Genomic DNA, 19,636 nt, shown 5'->3' with positions numbered 1-19,636 from the left:
TTCATCCCTCCACACTCCGGGGAAGCCGCAACCGCTCTGGACGGTAACCCGCATGGCTCAGGGCAAAAAATTCAATCTGCTCTCCCGAGGGTGCGCTCTGGAAGCGGGTCAGCAATTCGTCTTTCAGGTGGCGGATGTCCAGATCGCATTCCTCGGCCAGCACGTTGGCGGTTCCTCCGGACGCCCTGCGCATCACATGTTCAAAACGCAGCAAATTCACTTTCCAGCGCACCGGATCCGGGCTGAGCTTCACATTGGTGATGTTCAAGGTCATCTGGGGCTGGACAGGCAAAAAAGACTGCTCTGGGAGCTGCACCTCCAGATCCAGTTGCTCGAATGGAATTTTCTGCCGGATGATGGGAATGCTGGTCCGTGCCCCCTGACCGTAATGGGAGGTCACGTACAGGTGGTCGGTTTCCTGCACAAAAAGCCCAGAGAACGCCCGGTTGAGGCCCAGCACCATTTTGCGCACCGGCCATTCCATGCGTGCATTTTTGGGGTCTTTCAGCAACTTCAGGTAACTGGACAGGTGCTGGAACGGCAGCAAGCTGAGGACCGCTTCTTCATCGTGCCATTCGAAGAAGACTTTGCGCCTGCAATGGGGAAGCCAGCCTTTCACAAAATCCACGGCCTTCTCCAAATGATCTCCAAGAAGATAACTTTCCCTCTCCTGATGAAAGAGGGTGTGTCCCAGATCAATGGCAGGGGCGAACACCTGCTGGTAGGCCGGGTGCCCACTGGCCTGATGGTCACTGATGATGAAGTGGTCCACCTGAAACACCGATTGGGTGGCCACATCCAGCCGTCCCATCAGCTTGAGGGCGGTGGCCTTTTTGCGGAAGGTTTCGGTGGCTTCCAGACCCCAGAGGTTGTTGTAATAAGCGAAATTTCTGGCCTTGGCGCGCCACTCGCTCTGGTGTTTTTGCTGTTGCCTGACTTTCTGGCAGGTCAAACCTCCGGTCAGGGTGAAGGCCATGTGCACCAGTTGATCGCGGATGGTGACATGATGCTCCAGATGCTCCAGCAGTTCATACATCCGCAAGACCCTTTTCTGAACCGTGCTTTTGCCAAGCTGGGTGGCGTTGTGCAGGATGGGGCAGTCCGCTCTGGCAGCGCAATTTCCACAGGCGGTCCATTTGGGCCTCTCGGTCATCCAGTCCAGCACCTGCGGGATGTACCCAGAGGTGGGAATCCGGTTCAGGTCGATGATCAGGACGGCTTTTCTCGGGTCTGGTCCCTGCTGAAGTTGACGGTCCACTTCGGCCTGCAACTCGGGGAGGCCCAAAGAGGCCAGTTGTGCCCGCAATCGCCCTTCGTTGGCAGCAATCAGAAAGGGCATGGACGGTGCGCCCAGCAAACGGCGGTGCAAACCTTTGAGGATGGATTCCGAAGACTGCACCCCCATTTCAGAGAGGTCTTTGATCACCCTGAGGGGATGCGCATTCCGGTCAAAATCCTGCTTGACCGCGTCCCGGTCCCAGCCGGGAAAATCTCGACCTGTGAATTTCTCGATGATTTTGCGGCACAGGTAAGTCTTGCCATCTCCAGCATTTCCGGTGAGGATCACCGCAGGGGGACGGTCCTGATCGAACAGTTGAAACAGCCTTTCCCCCACTTCGGTTCTGAGGGCCAGAGGTTCAATGCCATCGGTTGCGGTGTTGGAGGTGAATTCATCAAAGGCGGCTTCGTGCTCGGGGGAAGCGGTGGTGTAGCGGTTGAGGTGGGTCACAAAAGGGTTCATGCAGGGCACCTCCTCACAGGTGACAGATGGAACAGCCGACCTCTTCTTCGCTGTCCATCTCTCCGGTGAAAGCTTCCGCAAGGGTTTTGGGTCTGCGGCGGGCAGCGGCCCTTTTGCGGCGTTTCTCTTCTTCTTGCTTGATTTGCAAAACCCGCTCTGGACGGGCCAGTTCTGCAAGGCTCTCCCCCTCGCGCCAGGTGTACCCCTCCTCGGGTTTCTCGTAGCGCATGGCCTCCTCGAAGCGGTCCGGGTGACGTTCCAGCAAACCCACCCATTCGATGCTGCGCTGGAAAAAACAGAAGGTGCACCCCGAGCGTGAACGCCACTCGTAGTATTTCGGGATGCCGACACTGCTCTCTTCAAGGAGGCGGAAAACATCCTCTCGGGTGATTCCGGCTTCCTTGAAGGGATAAACCGGGGTGACGTTGGGTTTGGAGGTGATGTGCCCGTCCCGGTGCTCGTCGGCCCGGATGGCGATGTAGAGTTTCACCGGGTCCGTGCCGATGTATTTTTCAAAAGGTTCAATTTTCAGTTGCCGGGTGCACCAGCGCATGTTGGGAGAAGGCAAGTAGCCCCGGTACATGTCCAGCCAGTAATCGAAACCCCGTTCATGCTCATCTTCCAAGAGTCGGGTGATGGGTTTGCCCAGAAAGGCTTCCAGACGGGACAGGTATTCGTAGGTCTCGGGGAGTTCCTTGTGGGTGTCGCAAAACAGGTACTCCATCTCGATCTCTGGGTGGTGTTCTTTCATGTGAATGGCCAGAGCGGTGCTGTCTTTGCCGCCTGAGACCAAAAGCACGTGCCTGAGGGATTCAGTCATGTTGTCCTCCAATCACTTTCTGAGTCAGCAGGGCGAGGGCCGAAAGCACCACATTGGGGTCCATGGCCTGTGTACCAGAGCGGAACTGGGAGAGCAGTTTTTCACTGAGCTGTTCGGCTTCGGTTTTCTGGTCTGCACGCAAACTGAACACCTTGCGGTCTTCTTTGAAGTCCTGTCCGAGCACCCCAATGCGGATCACCTGCACCGCAGTTTCTTCGTGCACAGCGTGGTTTTTTTCAAGCACCAGTTCTTCCAGACGGGCAAAATCGCTGGCCAGTTGCCCGAGTTTCACCCCGAAAGCAACCACATCCCCATCCCGCCAGTCGGTGACAGGCTTCCCGAGGTTCACAATCCGTCCGAGTTGTTCACGCCACTGCTGGGCATTGCTGACCAGATTGGAGAGTTGCTGCACCAGAGCGGTCAGGGCCGCATCCGCAGTGTAGTTTTTGAGTGGGATGGCCCTCTGGCGCAGGTTTTCTGCCAATTCAGCAAATGGAGCAGAAAGGTTGAAGGCTTCCCGCACCTGCTCCTCAATCTGGTACAGCACCCCGGAGTAGGCAGAGCCCATGGCATTCAGGCAGGCCAGCAACCAACCGCTGAGAGATGGAGGATTTTCATCCTGTGACACTGCATCACGGTAAAGGTTGAGCAGGTCATGGGTGACCAGTTTCACCGGGTCTTTGATGCGCAGCAACATGTCCCGCAGCAGCACTGCTGAAGGGGGATCGAGTTTTCGGGTGAACCGGCTGTAGGCGGGCAGTTTTGCGGCCACCAGAATCAGGGGTTTCACCACGTCCATCAGGGCCGGAAGGTCCTGTCCATCATCCTTGTTGGCATAAATACGGATGGCTTCCTGCATCTCCTGCAAGGCTTCAAGCGCTTCACCTGAAAACTCCAGTTGCTGAATTTCAAAGAGGTCCGGGCGGCGCATCATGCGTTCCAGCACCTCGATCCGCAACTCTGGCACAAAAAGCCCTTCATCGAAAATGGCGATGCTGTTGCGCAGGTGGATCAACAGGGCAGACACAAAAACCGGAATCGGACCTTCAGCAATCCCGTAAGGGGCCTGACGAAGCAGGTCAAACAGTGCGGTGAGGGGGGTGCGCTGCTCTTTGTGCTGGCCCAGAAAATCCAGCATGGCCTGCCACATCTTCTGGTAACTGCCCGTAGGATGGGTGAAAAACCATACCCCATCTTTTTCTTGATGGAAGCCGCCTTTTCTCAGGATGGCTGCATACATGCTGTACTCAGGAGGAAAACCTTCCATGCCCAGACGGGTTTCGTGGGAACGGGTCAGCATGGCCTCGAACAGGTTGCGCCGGGCTTTGGCAGACTGCGAAGACAACTGGTTGCGGTTCAGAAGCTCATTGTGAATGGTGGGGGCATCCGGATAAATGTCATCCAGAATGCGGCTGATCCACTGCTGGAAGTGCCTTGCATCTGCAACCTCTTGCTGCATTCCGGCGTGGTACCACACAGACTGGGACGGCTCAAAGCGGTATCCCTTCACCCCGAACAGGGCTCCGATGATGTTTTCGAGCCTCTGGCGGGTCAATTGAATGCGACCATCGAGTTCTTTTTTGGCCACCGGGTCCCCTTCGAGTTCGGTGCTGGTGCGGCGAATGGTTTCCCAGGCCAGCAATTCACGCAAGACCCCTTCAAGACCCACCACTGCTTTTGGGAATGCAAAAATCAGGTTGTGGTGGTCTGCATGGTGGCAGGCAATCATTTGCAGTTGCTTCTTTTCCGCTTCGGAGTGGCTCAGCACGTAAAGGATCTGGTGCTTCTGGTGGCCCAGTTTGGAAATGTAAGAGGAAAGCTCCGTGGATCGGCCTTCAAAAATCTTCACCTCAAAAGAACGCAGGTTTCCGGTGCGGATGTAGTGGGCACGGGCCACATGGGGATAGAGTTCCAGATGCTTTTCCAGCGCCCGGGCCAGTTGAATCTGGCCCATTTTCCCGAGGACCTTCTCAAATTCAGCATCCAGATCAATGTCCGAGCCGTCCCAGAGCACATAAGACTGGTCGTACTTGCGGTACACCACAATGGAGCGGCGCACCAGTTCCTCAAGGGCAGCTTGCACATCCTTGCCACACGCAGCCTGCAAGGTTTCCGGGGTGGCTTTCAGGCCCACCTGAGCCCCATAATGGGCAACCAGTCCAAGGGTTTGCACCAGTTGATGCAGGAAGGGATCCGCTTGCTGCCCAATCCGGTCACAGGCCACCTCGATGGCACTCCAGCGTCGGGCAAGGTCGCTCTGGTAGGCTGCACTTCCGAGGGTGTGCACCACGTACTGGTACAGGTGGTGCATGCCGTACATTGGCAGGTGGTCCTGTTCGGCTTGCTGGGTGGTCAGAAAATCCATCAGGCCGTAAGGCTCGGTTCCCGTCAAAAATGCAAACAGGGAACGCTCGTTCTGGGCCAATTTGCTGCGAAACAGGGGCCACAAAATCAGTGCCGTGAGGGGTTCAATGGGCAAACACTCTGGAAGCAGGGTGTCCAGAGCCGGAATCCTCTTACGGGCCTCATCCAGCACACCGTTTTTCAAAACAGACTGCACGTGCTGCTGATAGGCTTGCAGGATTTCGGGGGTGCTCTGAAACTGCACGGCACTGGCAATCAGGCGCAGAAACTGCTCGGCAGGTTCCTGAAAATTCACATCGGTGAACCGTCCCTGAATCTTCTGCCATTCTGCGCGCGCCGTGGGATCGGCTTGCATCAGGTAATCCCCAAAACCCGAGTGCAAAACGGTGATCAGGGCAATGGGAATTTCGCTGCGTGAAACATACTCGGCCAGTTCCTGCATCACGAAAAGGTCTACGGTATCTGGGTGCTGGCCTGCATGCTCCAGAAACTTTCCAAACTCGTCCAGAATGAACAGCACTCCACCTCTGCCCTGCTTGTGGGCATGTTCAGCCACGATGTGCAGCAGATCGGTGGGTTTGGTGTTGGTCTCCTCCCAGTGGGCCAGAGGGGTTTCCAGCTCTGGGAAAGCCGCGGTGGCAGCTTCAAAAAGGGCCGCTTTGAGGGTGATGTGCAGGGGCTTGCGCTGTCCCACCACCAGCACAGGAAAAAAGGGAGGCAAATCAAAACCTGCTGCACCTTTGACAGCCTGCCCTTGCTGGGTGCGAGGGGACTGAAAAGCCAGAACATCGGTCAGAAACAGGGCAAAACTGGATTTTCCAGAGCCGTAAGGTCCGGTGATCGACCATGTGCGAGGCTGCCCGGTGTGGGCAAGCCCCTGCAAGATCCTCGTGGTGAGTTGTCTTGCGTTGGGGGTCAGGATGTACCCCTCCAGATGTCGGGCATCCTGCCAGTCTTTGACCAGTTGCACCGAGCGGTGAAAACGGCCCTGCACCGACACCATTTCACTGAGCAGGGGAACCATCAGTTTCCTCCTTCCCAGCCGTAATGGGCTTTGAGCAAATCGAGTTTGTCCTGTTCAGCCCACGAGCGGTTGCGAATCAGACTGCGCATTCCAGCCGTGTCGTCAAAATGGATTCCAGTGATGGCCTGAAGCTGCTCAAGGCGGTTCAAAAAAGCCGTTTCAGTGAGCTTGAAGGCTGCTCCCGGTGCGCCGGGATGGTACATGAAACGCTCGAGGCCAACGGTGGTGACCTCGGGGTAGACTTTCTGCCAATGGTCCACGAGTGCATAGGCAAAAATCAGGTCCGGCAGGCTGCGGTGTTCTCCGCGCACAAATTCAAAGGTGTTGCGGTCCACGCGCCGCATCAGACCCAATTCCACCAAGGGAGAATCGAAAGACTCCTCTCCCACATGGCCTTTCGGATTCAAGGCGGGCAGGTACGTGCGCACCAACACCTCAAAATCCCGGTCCATGGAATTCAGGTTGGCCCGCACGCCCGGAATGCTCTGCACGTGATCAAAAGTCCACGACACCACCTCCTGCCGGGTGAAGGTGTCTGTGCGAAACACCGTGAACAGCAGGTGCCACAGGGTGGCCTCCTCGGGGTGGGACAGGAGTTGCCAATGCAAAAGCCACAGGGTTCCGGGGTCCTCAAGGTAGGGGTCCAAACCTTGGGCAGAGAGCAGCGTTTGGGCAAGGGGAAGCGCCTGATAGCTGCCTTTTTGACCCGTGAGTGGGGCAATCAGACGCAAAGCCTGACACCAATGCCGGATGCTGCTGACCATGTTTTTTCCCACCCCGAGTTCGGTGGTGGCATCTTCAAGGAGAAACAGGTCGGGTTGGCATTCAAGGTGTTGAATGGCTTTGGGCAGCCAACTGTACCTGAGTGCAAAAGATTCATGTCCACTGAACGAGTAACGGGAGAGCACACTGCTTTGCATGTCTTCACCTTTCGAAGCAAAAGGAATTTCAGGTCCCGAGCAGAAACATGCATCAAGCAAAAACACACCATAAAGCAATGTGAGATGTCGAGACATTGCTTGAATCCCTGCTCGGGTCTATGGGTTTAAATAGAATGGTAAAGACGCCTTGCGACACGAAATGACGTGCATCAAAAATTTGTTCAAATGGCGTCACGAAATGAAAAATAAGCAATATTCAGAAAAGCCTTTCTTTGATGCTATTTCCATCCCACAAACAAGAATTCTCCACAGGCGTCATTGCCTAAGGGTTTTCCCTATTAACCCAAGATTGAACTTCATATTTATCCAAAAACATAACGAGGCTTTGACTTCTTGAGATGTGCTTAAATCCCTTGCGCTCTGTTCTGGGCCATTTGGCAAAAGAATGAGAATCTGATGCATTGTTTGGCATCAGATTCAGGCAGATTGGAATGGCGTGATGGACGTGAACAGGTTTGAACATCGCAACTCACCTGAAAATCAGACGGTTTTCTTTTGTGACATGTTTTTTGAACTGTCAATCAGCTGATTCCCTGCACCCCGAGTGCAAAAACCCCATCCGGCGTAAAGAACACCCACTCTGCCCGCCCAACCTCCTGACCGTTGTCCTTGCGGTAGAAACGCCCAGAGCGGTAAGGGTTGTAGCTGATGTGGATGGCTTCCTCAGGCAAAGAAACGGTATCCACAGGTTCTCCGACCACAAAAGCATGCACTTCCTTTTGCCGGTTGCGGATCACCCTCTGGCGGGTCTTTTCATTCACCTCAAAGGTGCAATTTCGCAATGTGAGGTGGGTGGCATAACCCACCACTTTGCTCCCCTGACGCAGGCTGTACTGTTTTTTATGCAGGTTCTTTGCCACCCGGATCATGCATTGGCCTCTGGCTTGATTGTCCAGCAGTGACATGAGAATGACCAGAGCCTTTCATGCAATGCACGAAAGATCGATCAGAGGATGCAACCAGAGCACATCACCCCTCGTGGATCCCCGTAAAAACAGGTGGATCTTTCAGGAGATCAAGGCACACCACCCGCAGGGTGCGTTCACCTGTCAGTTTCATCGGAGGCAAGTGTTCTGGAAGGCCGGAAACGCTGGGATAAATCAGCCATAACGTTTTTGTGCTCTGGTCTTTTTGAAAGACTTCACTGTAAGCCAGCATCTGGTACGCATCTGCATTCAAAATTCCGTAAGCAGGAATCTGGTCTGGATCAAGCCGTTTCCATTTGGTGTCTGCAACGATCACACCCTCAGGTGCAGTGATCAACAGGTCTGGCCTCAGCCGAAAAACACTTTTATCAAGCACTTTTCCCAGAGCCTTTCCAGTCACCTGGGTTTTCACTTCCCACTCTGGAAATTGGGAACGCAGAAGATGTGCCACATAAGTTTCATACACCCGATTCATGTCGAACAGTACGGCAGTGGCCCGGCTCTGCCCTCCTGCCGTGAGGGGATTGAGTTCATAGAGCACCAGTTTGGACACATCCAATGCAGGTGCAAAATGCCGGTATCCTCGTTCCAGCTTCACGCTCTGGAAGTCCTGCTTCACCTGACGGCTGGGTGAAACATGCTCCAGAGCCTGCAGCAATTCCCGGGCAAGGCGTTTGCTGTCGTTGCGGCGGGTGAGGCGGGCAATGCGTTCTACAGCCAGGCGTGCGAGTCGGGTTTCAGGCCGATCTGGCAAAAATTCGTCGTACTTCACGTGCAACAGATGCATCCTGTGGTGGGGTTGTTTGACCTGCTGTGGAATGTTCAGACGGCCCTTTAAACCCAGCCGTTCCTCCAGAATTTCCTGATACGTGTGCGGCAGGCCATGCTGGATGGCTTTTTTGAGGACCTCGAGTGCGTAACGCAGCACCACCTCAAAAAGTGGCATGCCTGCAGCATTGAGGTCTGCAGGCAATGCTGCCCGATAATTGTTTCCTCCTGCCGCAAGCATCTTGAACAGCATTGTTCTGCTGGCTGTCACGCCATCTTGAAGGTGCTCTGGTTCGTGGGTTTTGGGCAGGATCTCAAGGGTGGTGCCCTGAGGCGTGCAAATCACACCCACCCACTGTCGCAAACGCAAGGCATGCTGCTGACCATGCAGGGTGGAGCGGGCCAACACCTCCGTCTGACCCTTATTGCCCTCTACAGGGGTTTGCATGAACTTTCTCAGTTCATCAAAGGCGTCTGGAGGGACGCCATGCACCGATGGCCCAGAGCCAGCAGGTTTTGCTCCACGCACCAAGAGATCGTGCTCCCGAGCAACAATGTGGGTCATTGGACCTCGTAAAGCCCTTGAAAAGCACTGAGCCGTGAGAAAGCCGCTTCATTGTAGGTGAACCTGCGTCCTTTGCCTTTGTCGGTCACGTGAATGAACTGGTCTTGGAGGTCTTTTTTCTGGTCGTCTCCCAGCACTTCACGGATGCTGGTCCAGTCCTCAAAGAAATACTCTTCCAAGAGGGGCAGAATGCGGGTCCTGAAAGCAGCAGACACCTGCTCCAGCGTGGGAGGCACATTCAGCAGGTAGGCATGACCGATCATCTGGTCCCGACTGAGGCGCTCCTCAATGCGTTCATTCAGCACCTGCAAAAACTGCCGTAGGTTCAGGGTTCCCTCTGACACATCATCCAGTTTCTGATCCTCTGGCAAGAGTGTGGGGTCTGGCCACACTGCTTTGAAGGTGAAACGTCTGCGCAAAGCGGCATCCAACTGGGTCAGGCTGCGGTCTGCGGTGTTCATGGTGCCCATCACGTACAGGCTCTGGGGAACAGAAAGCTGGCGTTTGGAGAGGGGCAGATTTACCACCAGACCCTCTGCAGCACCAGCACGTTTGCTGTCTTCAAGCAGGGTGATCAGTTCACCGAAAATCTTGGAGATGTTCCCACGGTTGATTTCGTCAATGATGAGGACATGTGCCTGCAAGGTGTTTTCTGCGCTCTGGTCACCCACTCGGCCTCCTGCCTTTTGGACAGCCTTCAGAAACAAACCATCTTCCAGCCTGTAAGCCAGTTTGCCATCTTCCATTTCAGGCTTGAGGCCCTCAATAAAGTCCTCGTAGCCAAAAGACTGGTGGAAGGTCACGAAGGTGATCTGGCCTTCCCTCAACAGTTCATCGAAGCGCTGCTTGCGGTCCCGGCGCTTCTCTGGACCCTCATTGGCTGCTGCAAAAGCCGGGTCCACGATCCTGAGGGCCTCGTCAATCACGGTGTAGGTTTTGCCTGTTCCCGGAGGTCCGTACAGGATCTGGTTCAGAGGGATGCCCGGAGGGGCCAAGAACACGGTTTCCTGAGGTTCGACATCTGGGGCCTGAATCACCCGGCCTGTTTTCTGCGCTTCCAGCCACGCTCCATGTGAAAGCAGTGGAAAGTTTTTCTGCACGTTGCGGGACTGCTCCAGCACCTGATGGTAATCCTGCAGGGTTTTGACGCTCTCCACCCCGCCCACACCCATCTCCCTCAGGTAATGGACCACGATGTTGTTTAAAGGCAGGAAAACCTCTGGGTTCAACCAGAACAGCCCCTGGGTGAGTTTTGGCAAGCCCACTTGCAGGATTTTCAGGGCTTGCTCAAAGGTGTCTGGTTGCAGCGTGCCATCCACAGCCTGTTTTGCCAGTTTCCACAGAGTGGGAATATCCTCTGGCTTGCGGACACTACGATACGCAAAAAACCATGCGTTCATACCGGTGATTCCTGGAACACCATGAAATTCTGCAGGTATGGTTTCCTGAATCTCCAGTTTTTGACCAATGAAGGAAAAAAGCTCCTGAACGCGCTCAGGTTTGCGGTGCTTGAGCACCAGCGAAAAGAACGTGAAAGGATCAATGGAAGACAATTCCTCGTTCTCATCTGGACTGATGGAGACATTTGCATCCCTGAGCAACCTTAACAAGACCAGCTGGCGCTCAGGACCTTCAAAATCCAGAAGCTTCTGGCCCAGAGCTTTGAAAAACGGCACCCAGTCGAAATGCGCTGTGGCCCCTGAAAACATCGGACCTGCAACAGGTCCATCTTTCCAGTCTGCAAAAGTCCGATTGCTTCCCACCATCTTCCAGGCAGTTCTACCATTGGAGGCTCGCCCAAGGGTCACTGCTGCGGCAGCGCTCACAGAGTCAAAAAGCACATCTTCTTTGTACATGAACAGGTCTGAACCCGTGGTTTTCACCAATCGTCCCTGATCCAGCAGAGTGGTCCGTAGTTTTGAGTAGTTATTGTCTTTGAAAGCTTCAGTGATTTCGGCTCTGGCTGTGCTGCCTGCTCTGACTATGAAGCCTTTACCTTGAGGATGGCCTGTGGCTTTGATCCCCATAGAGGAAAGTTCGAAAAGGGGGATCGAGGTTGGCTTTCCTGTCATGGCATTTCCTTTCTGGAAGCTCAAATGAGCCATCAAACAACACCAAGAAAAGTGTAGAAAAGGATGGGATTCAACTTTTTCTGACCCATGTTACTGTTTTCAGCTTGGCTGAACATCCCAGAAAACCCTCACTTCATGGGTTTGCTCGTTTTCGGATGACGTTACCCCTTCAATCCTGACCCTCACTTCGGGCCAGAAAACAACCGCGCCAGAGGTCTGGCGCTCTGGTACCATCCTCGGAATTCCTGAAAAGACTGTTCCAGAGCGCCAATGCTCTGGTTGACCCTTTCACTGTCTGACCGTTGGGCATGCAGGATTTGCTGGACTGTATCCTTGTTGCTTTTGTCCACCTCAAGCAGGTGATTTTGCAAACTTTTCAAATCACCCTGCAAAGCTTGCACCTGTTCAGCCAGCAAGTGGTGGTTCTGGTGGTGCTGGTCGTGAAACACCTGCACAGCTTTCTGAACGGCCTCCAGTTGCTGCCCGAGCTCCGAAACCCGATGCTCTTGTGCTTTCAAATGGGGTTCAAGGTCCAGAGCAGGAGATGCAAGAACTGGAACAGAAAATGAAGGGGTCAGTGGCAGGCGGTCCACCGTGTTTTTCAATTGCCTGAGCTGGCTCTGGATGGGCTCCAGGGTTCCACGTTCCAGATTCTGGATTTCACGTTTCAGGAGGTCCTCTAAAGACTGTTCCATCTCCCTTTGCAGGGACCTGCGATCTGGAAGCGGGTTTTGAGGTGCAACAGGTGCAACCTGAACTGCAAGCCGTTGTTCTTCCAGTTGGCGGATTTGCTGCAAGCAACGGTCTGTTTCACTGTGAATGCGGGTCATGGCCTGCTCCACTCGGTTTTCCAGACGTTCCACAGCTTCAATGACCTCAGGCAGTTTTTCAGCCAGCTGGTTCCAGCGTTCCACATTGTGCTCAACCCTTTCCAGTAAGGATTGCAGGCGGTGTGGAAAAAGGCTGGTCTCTGGGGTTTCAGGCATGGTGGGCTCCAATTTCAATACAGTACAGGCTGCCCTGCTCGGTGCCGCACAACAGGGTTTTGCCGTCTGGACTGAGCACCATGCTGGTCACCAGTTGTTCAAGCTGCAACCACTGGCGCGCCCGATTGGAACCGTCCAGCAACCAGAGGGACTGGTTGGCATCTGCAAAAACCACGGTGTGCTGATCCAGCATCAGGGCAGTTTGCACTTCGCCGTCATGCTGATAACGGGTCTGAAGCAGGTTCCCAACGGTGTCCCAGAGCAGGAAACTGCCATCTGTTCCAACACTCAGGACCTGCTGGTTGCCTTTGAGGAGGCTGCACACAGGGGCTTGGTGGCCTGCCTTGGGATCACCCTGCAAGTTTTTGCTCAAGAACACAAGCTGACCGTTTTTGAGGCCCAAAACCACTTTTTGCTGCTCTGACAGCACCAGCATCTGGCTAATGTAGTGCCCCACTTGTGGGCTTTCCAGCAAACGATCACGGCTTTGCAGATCGTAAAGGGTGACCTGACGGCTGCGGGTGGTCACAGCCAGACGGCCTCCCATCACCCCGAGGCCCACCACCGGTTCATCGCAGGTGATGCGGTAAGGCACCGAGTGAAACGGACGGATCACCACCACCCCATCATCTCCGGCAGAGATCAGGCTGTCCCGGTAAAAGGCCAGCACCTGCACCCCTCCCTCATGCTCTGCAAAGGTTTTTTGGGGATGGTCCAGATCCTGCGGGTTCCAGCGTTTCACGGTGTGGTCCAGAGCAGCCGTGACCAGACTCTGGTCTGGCAAAAACAGCATCTGCTGCACTGCACTGTGGTGAATCTCGTGCTCGGTGACCTGCAAATCGTTTTCCTGATAGTCTGGTGCATCGTTCAGCAAAGCCAGAAAATCCAGCACCGTTTGAGGACGGTCTTTCACATTGTTTTTGAGGCATTTCGAGATGGCCCTTTGCAGGTTTGCTGGCACGTGGGCAGGCAAATCGGGCAGGGGCATGCTCACCAGATCGGTGGCCGCTGGAGGAGGACTGCCCTGCAAGCAGTGGTACAGGGTGGCCCCCAGAGCGTAAAGATCGGTGTAAGGCCCGTACCTGCCCTGTGAACTGTACTGTTCCAGAGGGGAATAACCGGGGCTGACCAGACGGGTCATGCTCTGGGTTTTTCCGGTGCTTTCACGGGCAGAACCAAAATCGATCAGGATGGTGCGCTGGTCTTTGGTGCACACGATGTTGTCCGGTTTGATGTCCCGGTGCAGCATCCCCTGATGGTGCACCTGCAAGAGGGCCTGCGAAACCGCGTGGGCCACCGAAAACACCTGATGGGCCCCCAGTGTTCCCCGACTGCGCAAGAGGTCCCCAAGGCTCTCCCCTTCCAGCAATTCCATGGCGTAGTAAGCCGTGCCATTTTCCTCGAAGACATCCAGCACCTTCACAATCGAGGGGTGCTGAAACTGGGCAAGGGTCTGGGCTTCCCGGATGAATTCCTGCTTCTGCTGCGAGAACTCCTGCAATGCAGTGGTGCCCACTGGAACCACATTCTGACCCACCCGCATCATGCCCTGAGGGAAGAACTCTTTTAAGGCCACCCCTTTGTTGTGCAGTTTGTCATGTGCCCGGTAGGTGATGCCAAACCCCCCCTGACCGAGCACCTTTTCGATGGTGTACCTGAATTTCAAGACCGCTCCTGAAGTCAGGGTGCTGACATTCAGGGGCATCCCACACGATGGACAGGTGATGTGGGTGCCCGTGACGGTGGTGTTGCAGTAGGGGCAGGTGTTCATCGGTTGCAACCTCCGGTGTCATCGGTTTTTTCAGAGGCACTCAGGGCTGAGTATTCCAGAATGATCTCCACCCGTTCATTGCGCTGATCGGTGCGGGAAAGCCCGAGGGCTTTGCTCTGCCCTCCACGCCCGGAAGTGGAAATGCTGTTCGCCCGAATGGCACAACTCTTGTCGGTGAACAGTTTCGCAACCGTGCTGGCCCTGAGGTTGGCCAGATCCCAGTTGTCCGGCTTGTTGAGGGGGGTGGGCATGGTGTGGCCTTCAATGCGTGCCCTGCGCCATTTGTCGGTGTTCTGGGCCATCAGGTCTGCAAACTTGGACAGCAACTGCTTGCCCTGAGGGGTCAGTTTTGCTGTGCCCTTCACAAAAAGCACCTGCCCTTTGAAGACCCACCTTTGCGCTCCCGGCGGATCGTTCTTGACCTTGTAATCCAGCATCTGGGGCCTTTGCTGCTCTGGAAAAGCCTGAATCACCCGGTCGTAAAATTCCTCACGCACGTCTTTGCGGGTGTCTTCTTTCTGCAAAATCGCCAGAAGCACCATCACCGTGAACAGGGTCATCACCATCACCATGCTGAGACCGTTGTCCGCCAGAGCGATGTAGGGGTTCACCTCCACCCCGTCCTGACTGCTCAGGCGTCGCATCAGGGATCGCCTGGTCCTTTCTCAAGTTTGACGGTGGGATTGGAGGGGGTGAATGGACCAATCTGGGCAGGTTGCTGCGCTGAATGTCCGTTCCCTCTGTGGGCAAGCGTAGAGACCACCTCAGCCCGCAAATCTTGCAGGTCCTTCTGTGTTTTCCTGAGTTGCCCTTGCAAAGAAAGGGTGTAATGTTCGAGTTGGTCTTGCAACTGGTCGCCAGACTGGGCGATCCACTGGTACACCTGCTGCCGTTCTGGAACCACCGTTTGCAGGGCACTTAACACATCCTGCGTCTTTTGCAAATCCAGATGCAGCTGCGTTCCAAGTCCATCGCTGGCCTGCTGGATGACCGACATCATGCGTTCTTGCTGCTCGATCAGTCCGCTCAAAGCTGCTGTCTGGTACACCTTCTGGTCTTTGAAATGATCCAGAGGGCTCTGGTCCTCAAGGGTGTGCTGCAAGGCACTGAGGCTCTGGTTCTGGGCGCTCAGGGCTTTGAGGAGTTCATCGTGGCGGAGTCTTTCCTGAGCCTGCATGTCTGCAGAGAGGCGCAGGACGTCCAGACTGGATTTGCTGAGGTCTTCAATTCTGGAGGTCATGGCTTGCATGCGCACCCCCAATTCATCCACCTCGTGGGTGTAGGTTTTTAGGGTTCCTTCCAGACGGTCATGCAAATGGTCAAAAGAGGTGCTGACACTCTGGGAGATTTGATTTCCAGACTGAAAGGTCGCCTCCCGGTTCTGGTCCATTTTTTCACTGAAACTGGTCATGGTGGCTGAATTTTGCATCAACTGACTGAGGATGTTTTGAGCTCCATCACTGAAGCGGTTCTGCACCTGCAGCAGGGCAGCAATCTGCTTTTTGGACATGTCTTCAAGATCTTCACGTCCTGTTTGGAACATTTTCTCAAGAGAGGTGTAGGCACTTCGCATATCAAAATGCAGATTTCGCAATGTTTGAGTGCTGTCTGCCAGATCTTTTGCACCTTCCGCGACTTTCCCAGATGCCTCCTCCAACGTAGATTTGATGGCCTCTGTTGATTCTTCTAAACTCTCCAAGGTTTTATGCATCACCAAACCGGCATTTTTGATCTCTTGACCAAAAATATCCGTTACTTCCTTGAACTTATCCCGCAAGTCTTCAAAAAAGTCCTGAGTCTTCTTGATGGCGTCTCGGAGTTCTTCAACTTGTTTTTCGGCTTTGGGTTTGAGGATGATGGGGGCCAAATACATGTGCCCCACATCGGCAATTTTGGCCAGCAACTTCTGACTTCTGCGCTGGGTTTCGGCCACAAACAAACCGAGCACCACAGCCCAGCCCACACCAATCAGTGATCCGTAAAACGCGCCTTTCATTTCTGCAAGGGCTTTGGGCAAAGCATCGGTCAAACGTTGGATGTCTAGAGTGTCGTCCTGAAAAGGCAAATTTCCAATTGTGTGCGCCAGACCCCAGAGGGTTACCACCAAGCCACCCAGCATCAACATGTTGGGAGCACTTTTCAGAGGAGAAAAAGATGCATGCACTTCTTCTGCAAGAGGCGTGAGCATGGTGTCAATGTCAGCAGCAGACAAATACCGCTGCTGTTGGGCTGTACGGGCCAAACGATAAACCAATTCTGGTCTGGTTCGGGCATCCTCCTGATCAGAGGAATTGAGACCTTGACCTTCTGGATTGATGTAGGTTTTCAGCCGTTTTTCAAGTTCATGCGCTGCATGATGCTCTCTGGCCATGTTGACCCATAAAACAATGACCCACGCAATTAAACCTGCTCCCGCGACACTCAAAACCACTGCACCAACGAAACTGTATGGTGTCAATCCCCAATGCTCAACCATGCTGGGAAGCCTTATCCAGTTGGTCCCCAAAGTGATGCTCGGGGTTGATGAAGCAACGCCAGCCGTTCTGGGCCGCTTCCTCTGGGGTCTTGCCAATCAAGCCACCATCATGCTCGCAGTAGAAACCGGGCTCGGGGACCACGCCACCCCAGAGGCCCCTGTCGCCTTTTTCCAACCACAAACGGGCCAGAATTTCCTGATCGGGTGGACTGATGCGCTGGTAAGCCGCAAACAGGTCTTTGCTCTTGGCGATGTAGCGCACCACGTATTCCCAGGTCCATTCTTTGCTTCCCCAATCCCGAACAATTTTGGCCGGATCCGGGTAACGCAGGAAAAACGCATTCACCTGATCGATCAGGAGGCGCACAAATTGCTCGCTGCTTTCCTCGGGGGTGGCCGTAGACTGGTGCCATTTTTGTTCGACGCGGGCTTTCAGAACAGCACGGGCACCTTTGAGTTGACCTCCACGCAGGTCGCGGTGTTCACGGGCCAGCATGCGTGCAGCATCAAAGAAACTGAGGGGCAAGAAGCGGTCTTCCATTGCGCCTCCCATCCCTTTCATGGGGAAAGTCAGGCGACCCGCCTTGATCTGGACCACCTCCAGCAGCACCCCAAGCACCAGCAGTTCTTCGGTTTCCCGCAAGAGGTTCCCCTCTCTGGGAGAAAGCCCGAGCCAGTAGATGTCCCGTCTGGTGTGAAAGGTGGGGAAGTCTTCACACTGGGCTTCGTGGATGCCGCCAGAGCCGAGCACGTCGGTCAGGCCACGCAGGGGAAAACGGTACCATTCGTTCAGCAGCACGATGCGGAAACGCTGCGGAGAGTAAGCAGATCCGCCTTTGTTGGCTGCAAACACCGAACTGATGGCGGTCTTGAATTCATTTTTCTGGCTGTCCGTGACGTGGTTGGGAAGCAGCAAACTGGTGACGTTCAGGATGCGTGAACGGTTGCCTTTTTCCGCCTGATTGCGGTCCACCCGCAAGAAGGGACGGGCCATCTGGGCGGCGTCTCTGGCCCGCATGGCCGGGTCTGCACCGCTCTGGTCGATGCCCAGTTTGGACCAGCGCTCCAGCACATCCACGTTGGCCAGTCGCATGAAGGGCTCCAAGGCTTTTTGCCACATGCGTTTCTGCTGCGGCTCTGGGAGGGGTTCGTCGCTGCCCGAGAGGAAGGGGCGAGACAGGAAATCGTCTTCGGAGGTGACATTGAGGGGGGGCATCAGGAGTTCAGGCACTTCGGTCCAGCTGGACACCACCTGTTCTGCGGCAAGGTTCTGGGCGTCTTCAAAGGTGCTGCTGGGGTCGCCCAGCCATTCTTGCAGGCAGCGGCGGTACTCCTGTTCCACCGAACTGTTGGGTTCAAAGATGGTGAGGCCCACCAGAGGGGGGGCTTCTCTGGAGAGTTCCTGCACCCGGCGGTCCAGCGTGGCGGTCAGGTGAGTCACCCTACCTTCGAGGCCCCGGATGCGGTTCTGGATGGGAATCAAAACATGTTTGATGCGTTCCAGCAAACCTTTTTCGGTTTTTCCACGCACAGTCTGGTTGGAGAGGGCCTGATGGGTCAGCTCGTCAATGCGGGCTTCCATTTCTTCGAGGAGTAGGTTGCGGAACTGGCGCAGATCCTCTTTGCGCTGGGCCTGCTGGTTTTTGTTGACCCCGAACAGTCCACGTTTGAGGGGTTCTTCCAGCCGGACAATCAGGGCGTCCACGTTGCGGCGGGCTTCATCGCTGCTGGTGGGGGTGAGGTTCTGTGACACCTCCTGCACCCAGTCGATCCCGGCTTTGATCACCTTCTTGAAGGGGTCCGGGCCTTCGTACAGGTTCCCGAGCACTTCGGTGCCGTATTCTTTGAGGCGTCCGTAAATGCTTTCGACCACCCTTGGCACGTTGGCTTTGACCCCGGTGGCCACACTGCCCTCGCCAGATTTGAATTTCAGGCGGAATGCCTCCAGAGCTGCACGGATTTTCTCGGGCTGGGTTTCGGCCTGACGGGAGATTTCTTCCACCTGATCGCGCAGGTTCTGTTCCAGTTCCCGTTCGGTGCCGTCCCTGGCCAGCAGCAGGGCTTTCAGGCGATTCCATGACAGGCCCACCCTTTCCAGCACGCTGTCGGTGTCCACATCGTGGCTGTCCTGCCACCTGCGCAGGGAACGCAGCAACAGTTTGCTGGTGCAGGCTTCGGTGAGTTGCTGGGCGGGCACCTCTACGGTGGCAAGGCCAAAAGTGCAGAACACATGGGCCTGATTTTCGAGGTCAAACGTACCAGAGTCCACGCTGTTGCTGTAAGGGTCCGTGGACGGGGTGAACACATTCAGGAAAATGCGGTCAGCGACCATGTTGATGATTTCGGCCTCTCCTGCGGTGGTGGCTTTGTTGGGCATCACCAGATAGGGCAGGTCGTATGGGGGCACTTTCTTGAAGCGCTCACTGCTGGAGCCGTCCGGGAAACGGATCGGTGGTGGATCTCCCTTCTGGGACAGGTGGTGGTGATTCAGTTCCACCAGAGCGCTGTAGCTGTTCTTTTTGATCCTCTGGGCATAAGGGTGCACCGAGTTGGGGTGTGGGAGGGTAAAAATCCCGATCAGCTTTTCCTGCCCCAGGAAAGACCTGAGGAAGTACCCGAAATCTGGGGCCAGTCCAGAGCAGGTGCCTCCACACAGGGTGCCCACAATGAAAATCCGCACCTGTCCATCGGCAGCAAAAGTGACCTCTGGGTTGGTGCCATCTGGCAGGGGGCCTCGGGCTTCCTGTGCTTTGGCTTCTTTGAGGTCTCGCAGTTGTTCTACGCGAGAAAGCACCGAAAGCTTGATGTTCTCGAAGTTCTCTCCGTACAGCAATGCCAACCGGCCCACCATGCGGATGTTGCCTGCTCCACCCTCGGGATCAGGCAGTTTCTTGAGGGTGTCAATGTCGGCCCAATCATCCAGCGCGATGCGCTCGTTGTAGGCACTCATGTTTTGCAAGATGTCGTTGTATTCAGCCGTTCTGAAACCAATCGAGCGAAAATCCCCGTTTTTCTTGAGGGGGGTGGGTTCGTTGCTGTTGGTTTCGATGGCCAGAAAGCGCACCCACGGGGCTTTTTCAAGGCCCCCGAGTTCCCATTCAATGCGGCGCACCAGTTCATTGCAAATGCGGGTTCCAGTGCTGCCCAGTCCAATCACCAGGGTTTTGATGTATGTGCTCATG

12 protein-coding genes are annotated in these 19,636 nt (G+C 55.1%); all 12 read right to left on the bottom strand.

The window, feature by feature from the left end:
* Position 1: 1 nt before the first annotated feature.
* Positions 2-1,741 (bottom strand): hypothetical protein, encoded by a 1,740-nt coding sequence (locus Q371_RS04095; RefSeq protein ID WP_034336429.1) that lies wholly within the window; start codon positions 1,739-1,741, stop codon positions 2-4.
* Positions 1,742-1,754: 13 nt separating this feature from the next.
* Complete coding sequence (locus Q371_RS04090) at positions 1,755-2,561, bottom strand: phosphoadenosine phosphosulfate reductase family protein (RefSeq protein ID WP_157442503.1); 807 nt, start codon at positions 2,559-2,561, stop codon at positions 1,755-1,757.
* Positions 2,554-5,949, bottom strand: coding sequence for a hypothetical protein (locus Q371_RS04085; RefSeq protein WP_034336424.1), 3,396 nt, complete (start codon positions 5,947-5,949; stop codon positions 2,554-2,556). Before Q371_RS04085 ends, Q371_RS04090 begins: the two co-directional genes overlap by 8 nt.
* Positions 5,949-6,869, bottom strand: coding sequence for a DUF4007 family protein (locus tag Q371_RS04080; RefSeq protein ID WP_169743786.1), 921 nt, complete (start codon positions 6,867-6,869; stop codon positions 5,949-5,951). The genes Q371_RS04085 and Q371_RS04080 overlap by 1 nt, the downstream gene beginning before the upstream one ends.
* A gap of 542 nt (positions 6,870-7,411) precedes the next feature.
* A complete protein-coding gene (locus Q371_RS04075) occupies positions 7,412-7,795 on the bottom strand; it encodes a hypothetical protein (protein WP_034336420.1) in 384 nt (127 codons plus the stop codon).
* A 64-nt stretch (positions 7,796-7,859) separates the two neighbouring features.
* Positions 7,860-9,149, bottom strand: coding sequence for an McrC family protein (locus Q371_RS04070; protein ID WP_051963198.1), 1,290 nt, complete (start codon positions 9,147-9,149; stop codon positions 7,860-7,862).
* Positions 9,146-11,176 carry a DUF4357 domain-containing protein gene (locus Q371_RS25290; RefSeq protein ID WP_084571225.1) on the bottom strand — a complete coding sequence of 677 codons (2,031 nt, stop codon included), beginning with the start codon at positions 11,174-11,176 and terminating at the stop codon, positions 9,146-9,148. The genes Q371_RS04070 and Q371_RS25290 overlap by 4 nt, the downstream gene beginning before the upstream one ends.
* A gap of 227 nt (positions 11,177-11,403) precedes the next feature.
* Positions 11,404-12,207, bottom strand: a complete 804-nt coding sequence (locus Q371_RS04060; RefSeq protein ID WP_034336417.1) for a hypothetical protein — start codon at positions 12,205-12,207, stop codon at positions 11,404-11,406.
* Positions 12,200-13,978, bottom strand: a complete 1,779-nt coding sequence (locus tag Q371_RS25285; RefSeq protein ID WP_051963194.1) for a protein kinase domain-containing protein — start codon at positions 13,976-13,978, stop codon at positions 12,200-12,202. Before Q371_RS25285 ends, Q371_RS04060 begins: the two co-directional genes overlap by 8 nt.
* Complete coding sequence (locus Q371_RS04050; RefSeq protein WP_034336415.1) at positions 13,975-14,622, bottom strand: OmpA/MotB family protein; 648 nt, start codon at positions 14,620-14,622, stop codon at positions 13,975-13,977. The genes Q371_RS25285 and Q371_RS04050 overlap by 4 nt, the downstream gene beginning before the upstream one ends.
* Entirely contained in the window at positions 14,622-16,166 is a 1,545-nt protein-coding gene (locus Q371_RS04045) for a coiled-coil domain-containing protein (protein WP_157442502.1), read from the bottom strand. Before Q371_RS04045 ends, Q371_RS04050 begins: the two co-directional genes overlap by 1 nt.
* A 280-nt stretch (positions 16,167-16,446) precedes the next feature.
* Positions 16,447-19,635 carry a tubulin-like doman-containing protein gene (locus tag Q371_RS04040; protein WP_034336409.1) on the bottom strand — a complete coding sequence of 1,063 codons (3,189 nt, stop codon included), beginning with the start codon at positions 19,633-19,635 and terminating at the stop codon, positions 16,447-16,449.
* Position 19,636 lies beyond the last annotated feature (1 nt).

It is taken from the genome of Deinococcus misasensis DSM 22328, assembly GCF_000745915.1.
GTDB lineage: Bacteria > Deinococcota > Deinococci > Deinococcales > Deinococcaceae > Deinococcus_C > Deinococcus_C misasensis.
The sequence above is the reverse complement of the archived record's forward strand: the minus strand, read 5'-3'. Positions and strand labels throughout refer to the sequence as shown.

Bases quoted from the DNA above. Each gene is read 5' to 3' on its own strand.
- Q371_RS04095 (WP_034336429.1), bottom strand. From the start codon at position 1,741: ATGAACCCTTTTGTGACCCACCTCAACCGCTACACCACCGCTTCCCCC.
- Q371_RS04090 (WP_157442503.1), bottom strand. From the start codon at position 2,561: ATGACTGAATCCCTCAGGCACGTGCTTTTGGTCTCAGGCGGCAAAGAC.
- Q371_RS04085 (WP_034336424.1), bottom strand. From the start codon at position 5,949: ATGGTTCCCCTGCTCAGTGAAATGGTGTCGGTGCAGGGCCGTTTTCAC.
- Q371_RS04080 (WP_169743786.1), bottom strand. From the start codon at position 6,869: ATGCAAAGCAGTGTGCTCTCCCGTTACTCGTTCAGTGGACATGAATCT.
- Q371_RS04075 (WP_034336420.1), bottom strand. From the start codon at position 7,795: ATGTCACTGCTGGACAATCAAGCCAGAGGCCAATGCATGATCCGGGTG.
- Q371_RS04070 (WP_051963198.1), bottom strand. From the start codon at position 9,149: ATGACCCACATTGTTGCTCGGGAGCACGATCTCTTGGTGCGTGGAGCA.
- Q371_RS25290 (WP_084571225.1), bottom strand. From the start codon at position 11,176: ATGGGGATCAAAGCCACAGGCCATCCTCAAGGTAAAGGCTTCATAGTC.
- Q371_RS04060 (WP_034336417.1), bottom strand. From the start codon at position 12,207: ATGCCTGAAACCCCAGAGACCAGCCTTTTTCCACACCGCCTGCAATCC.
- Q371_RS25285 (WP_051963194.1), bottom strand. From the start codon at position 13,978: ATGAACACCTGCCCCTACTGCAACACCACCGTCACGGGCACCCACATC.
- Q371_RS04050 (WP_034336415.1), bottom strand. From the start codon at position 14,622: ATGCGACGCCTGAGCAGTCAGGACGGGGTGGAGGTGAACCCCTACATC.
- Q371_RS04045 (WP_157442502.1), bottom strand. From the start codon at position 16,166: ATGCTCACGCCTCTTGCAGAAGAAGTGCATGCATCTTTTTCTCCTCTG.
- Q371_RS04040 (WP_034336409.1), bottom strand. From the start codon at position 19,635: ATGAGCACATACATCAAAACCCTGGTGATTGGACTGGGCAGCACTGGA.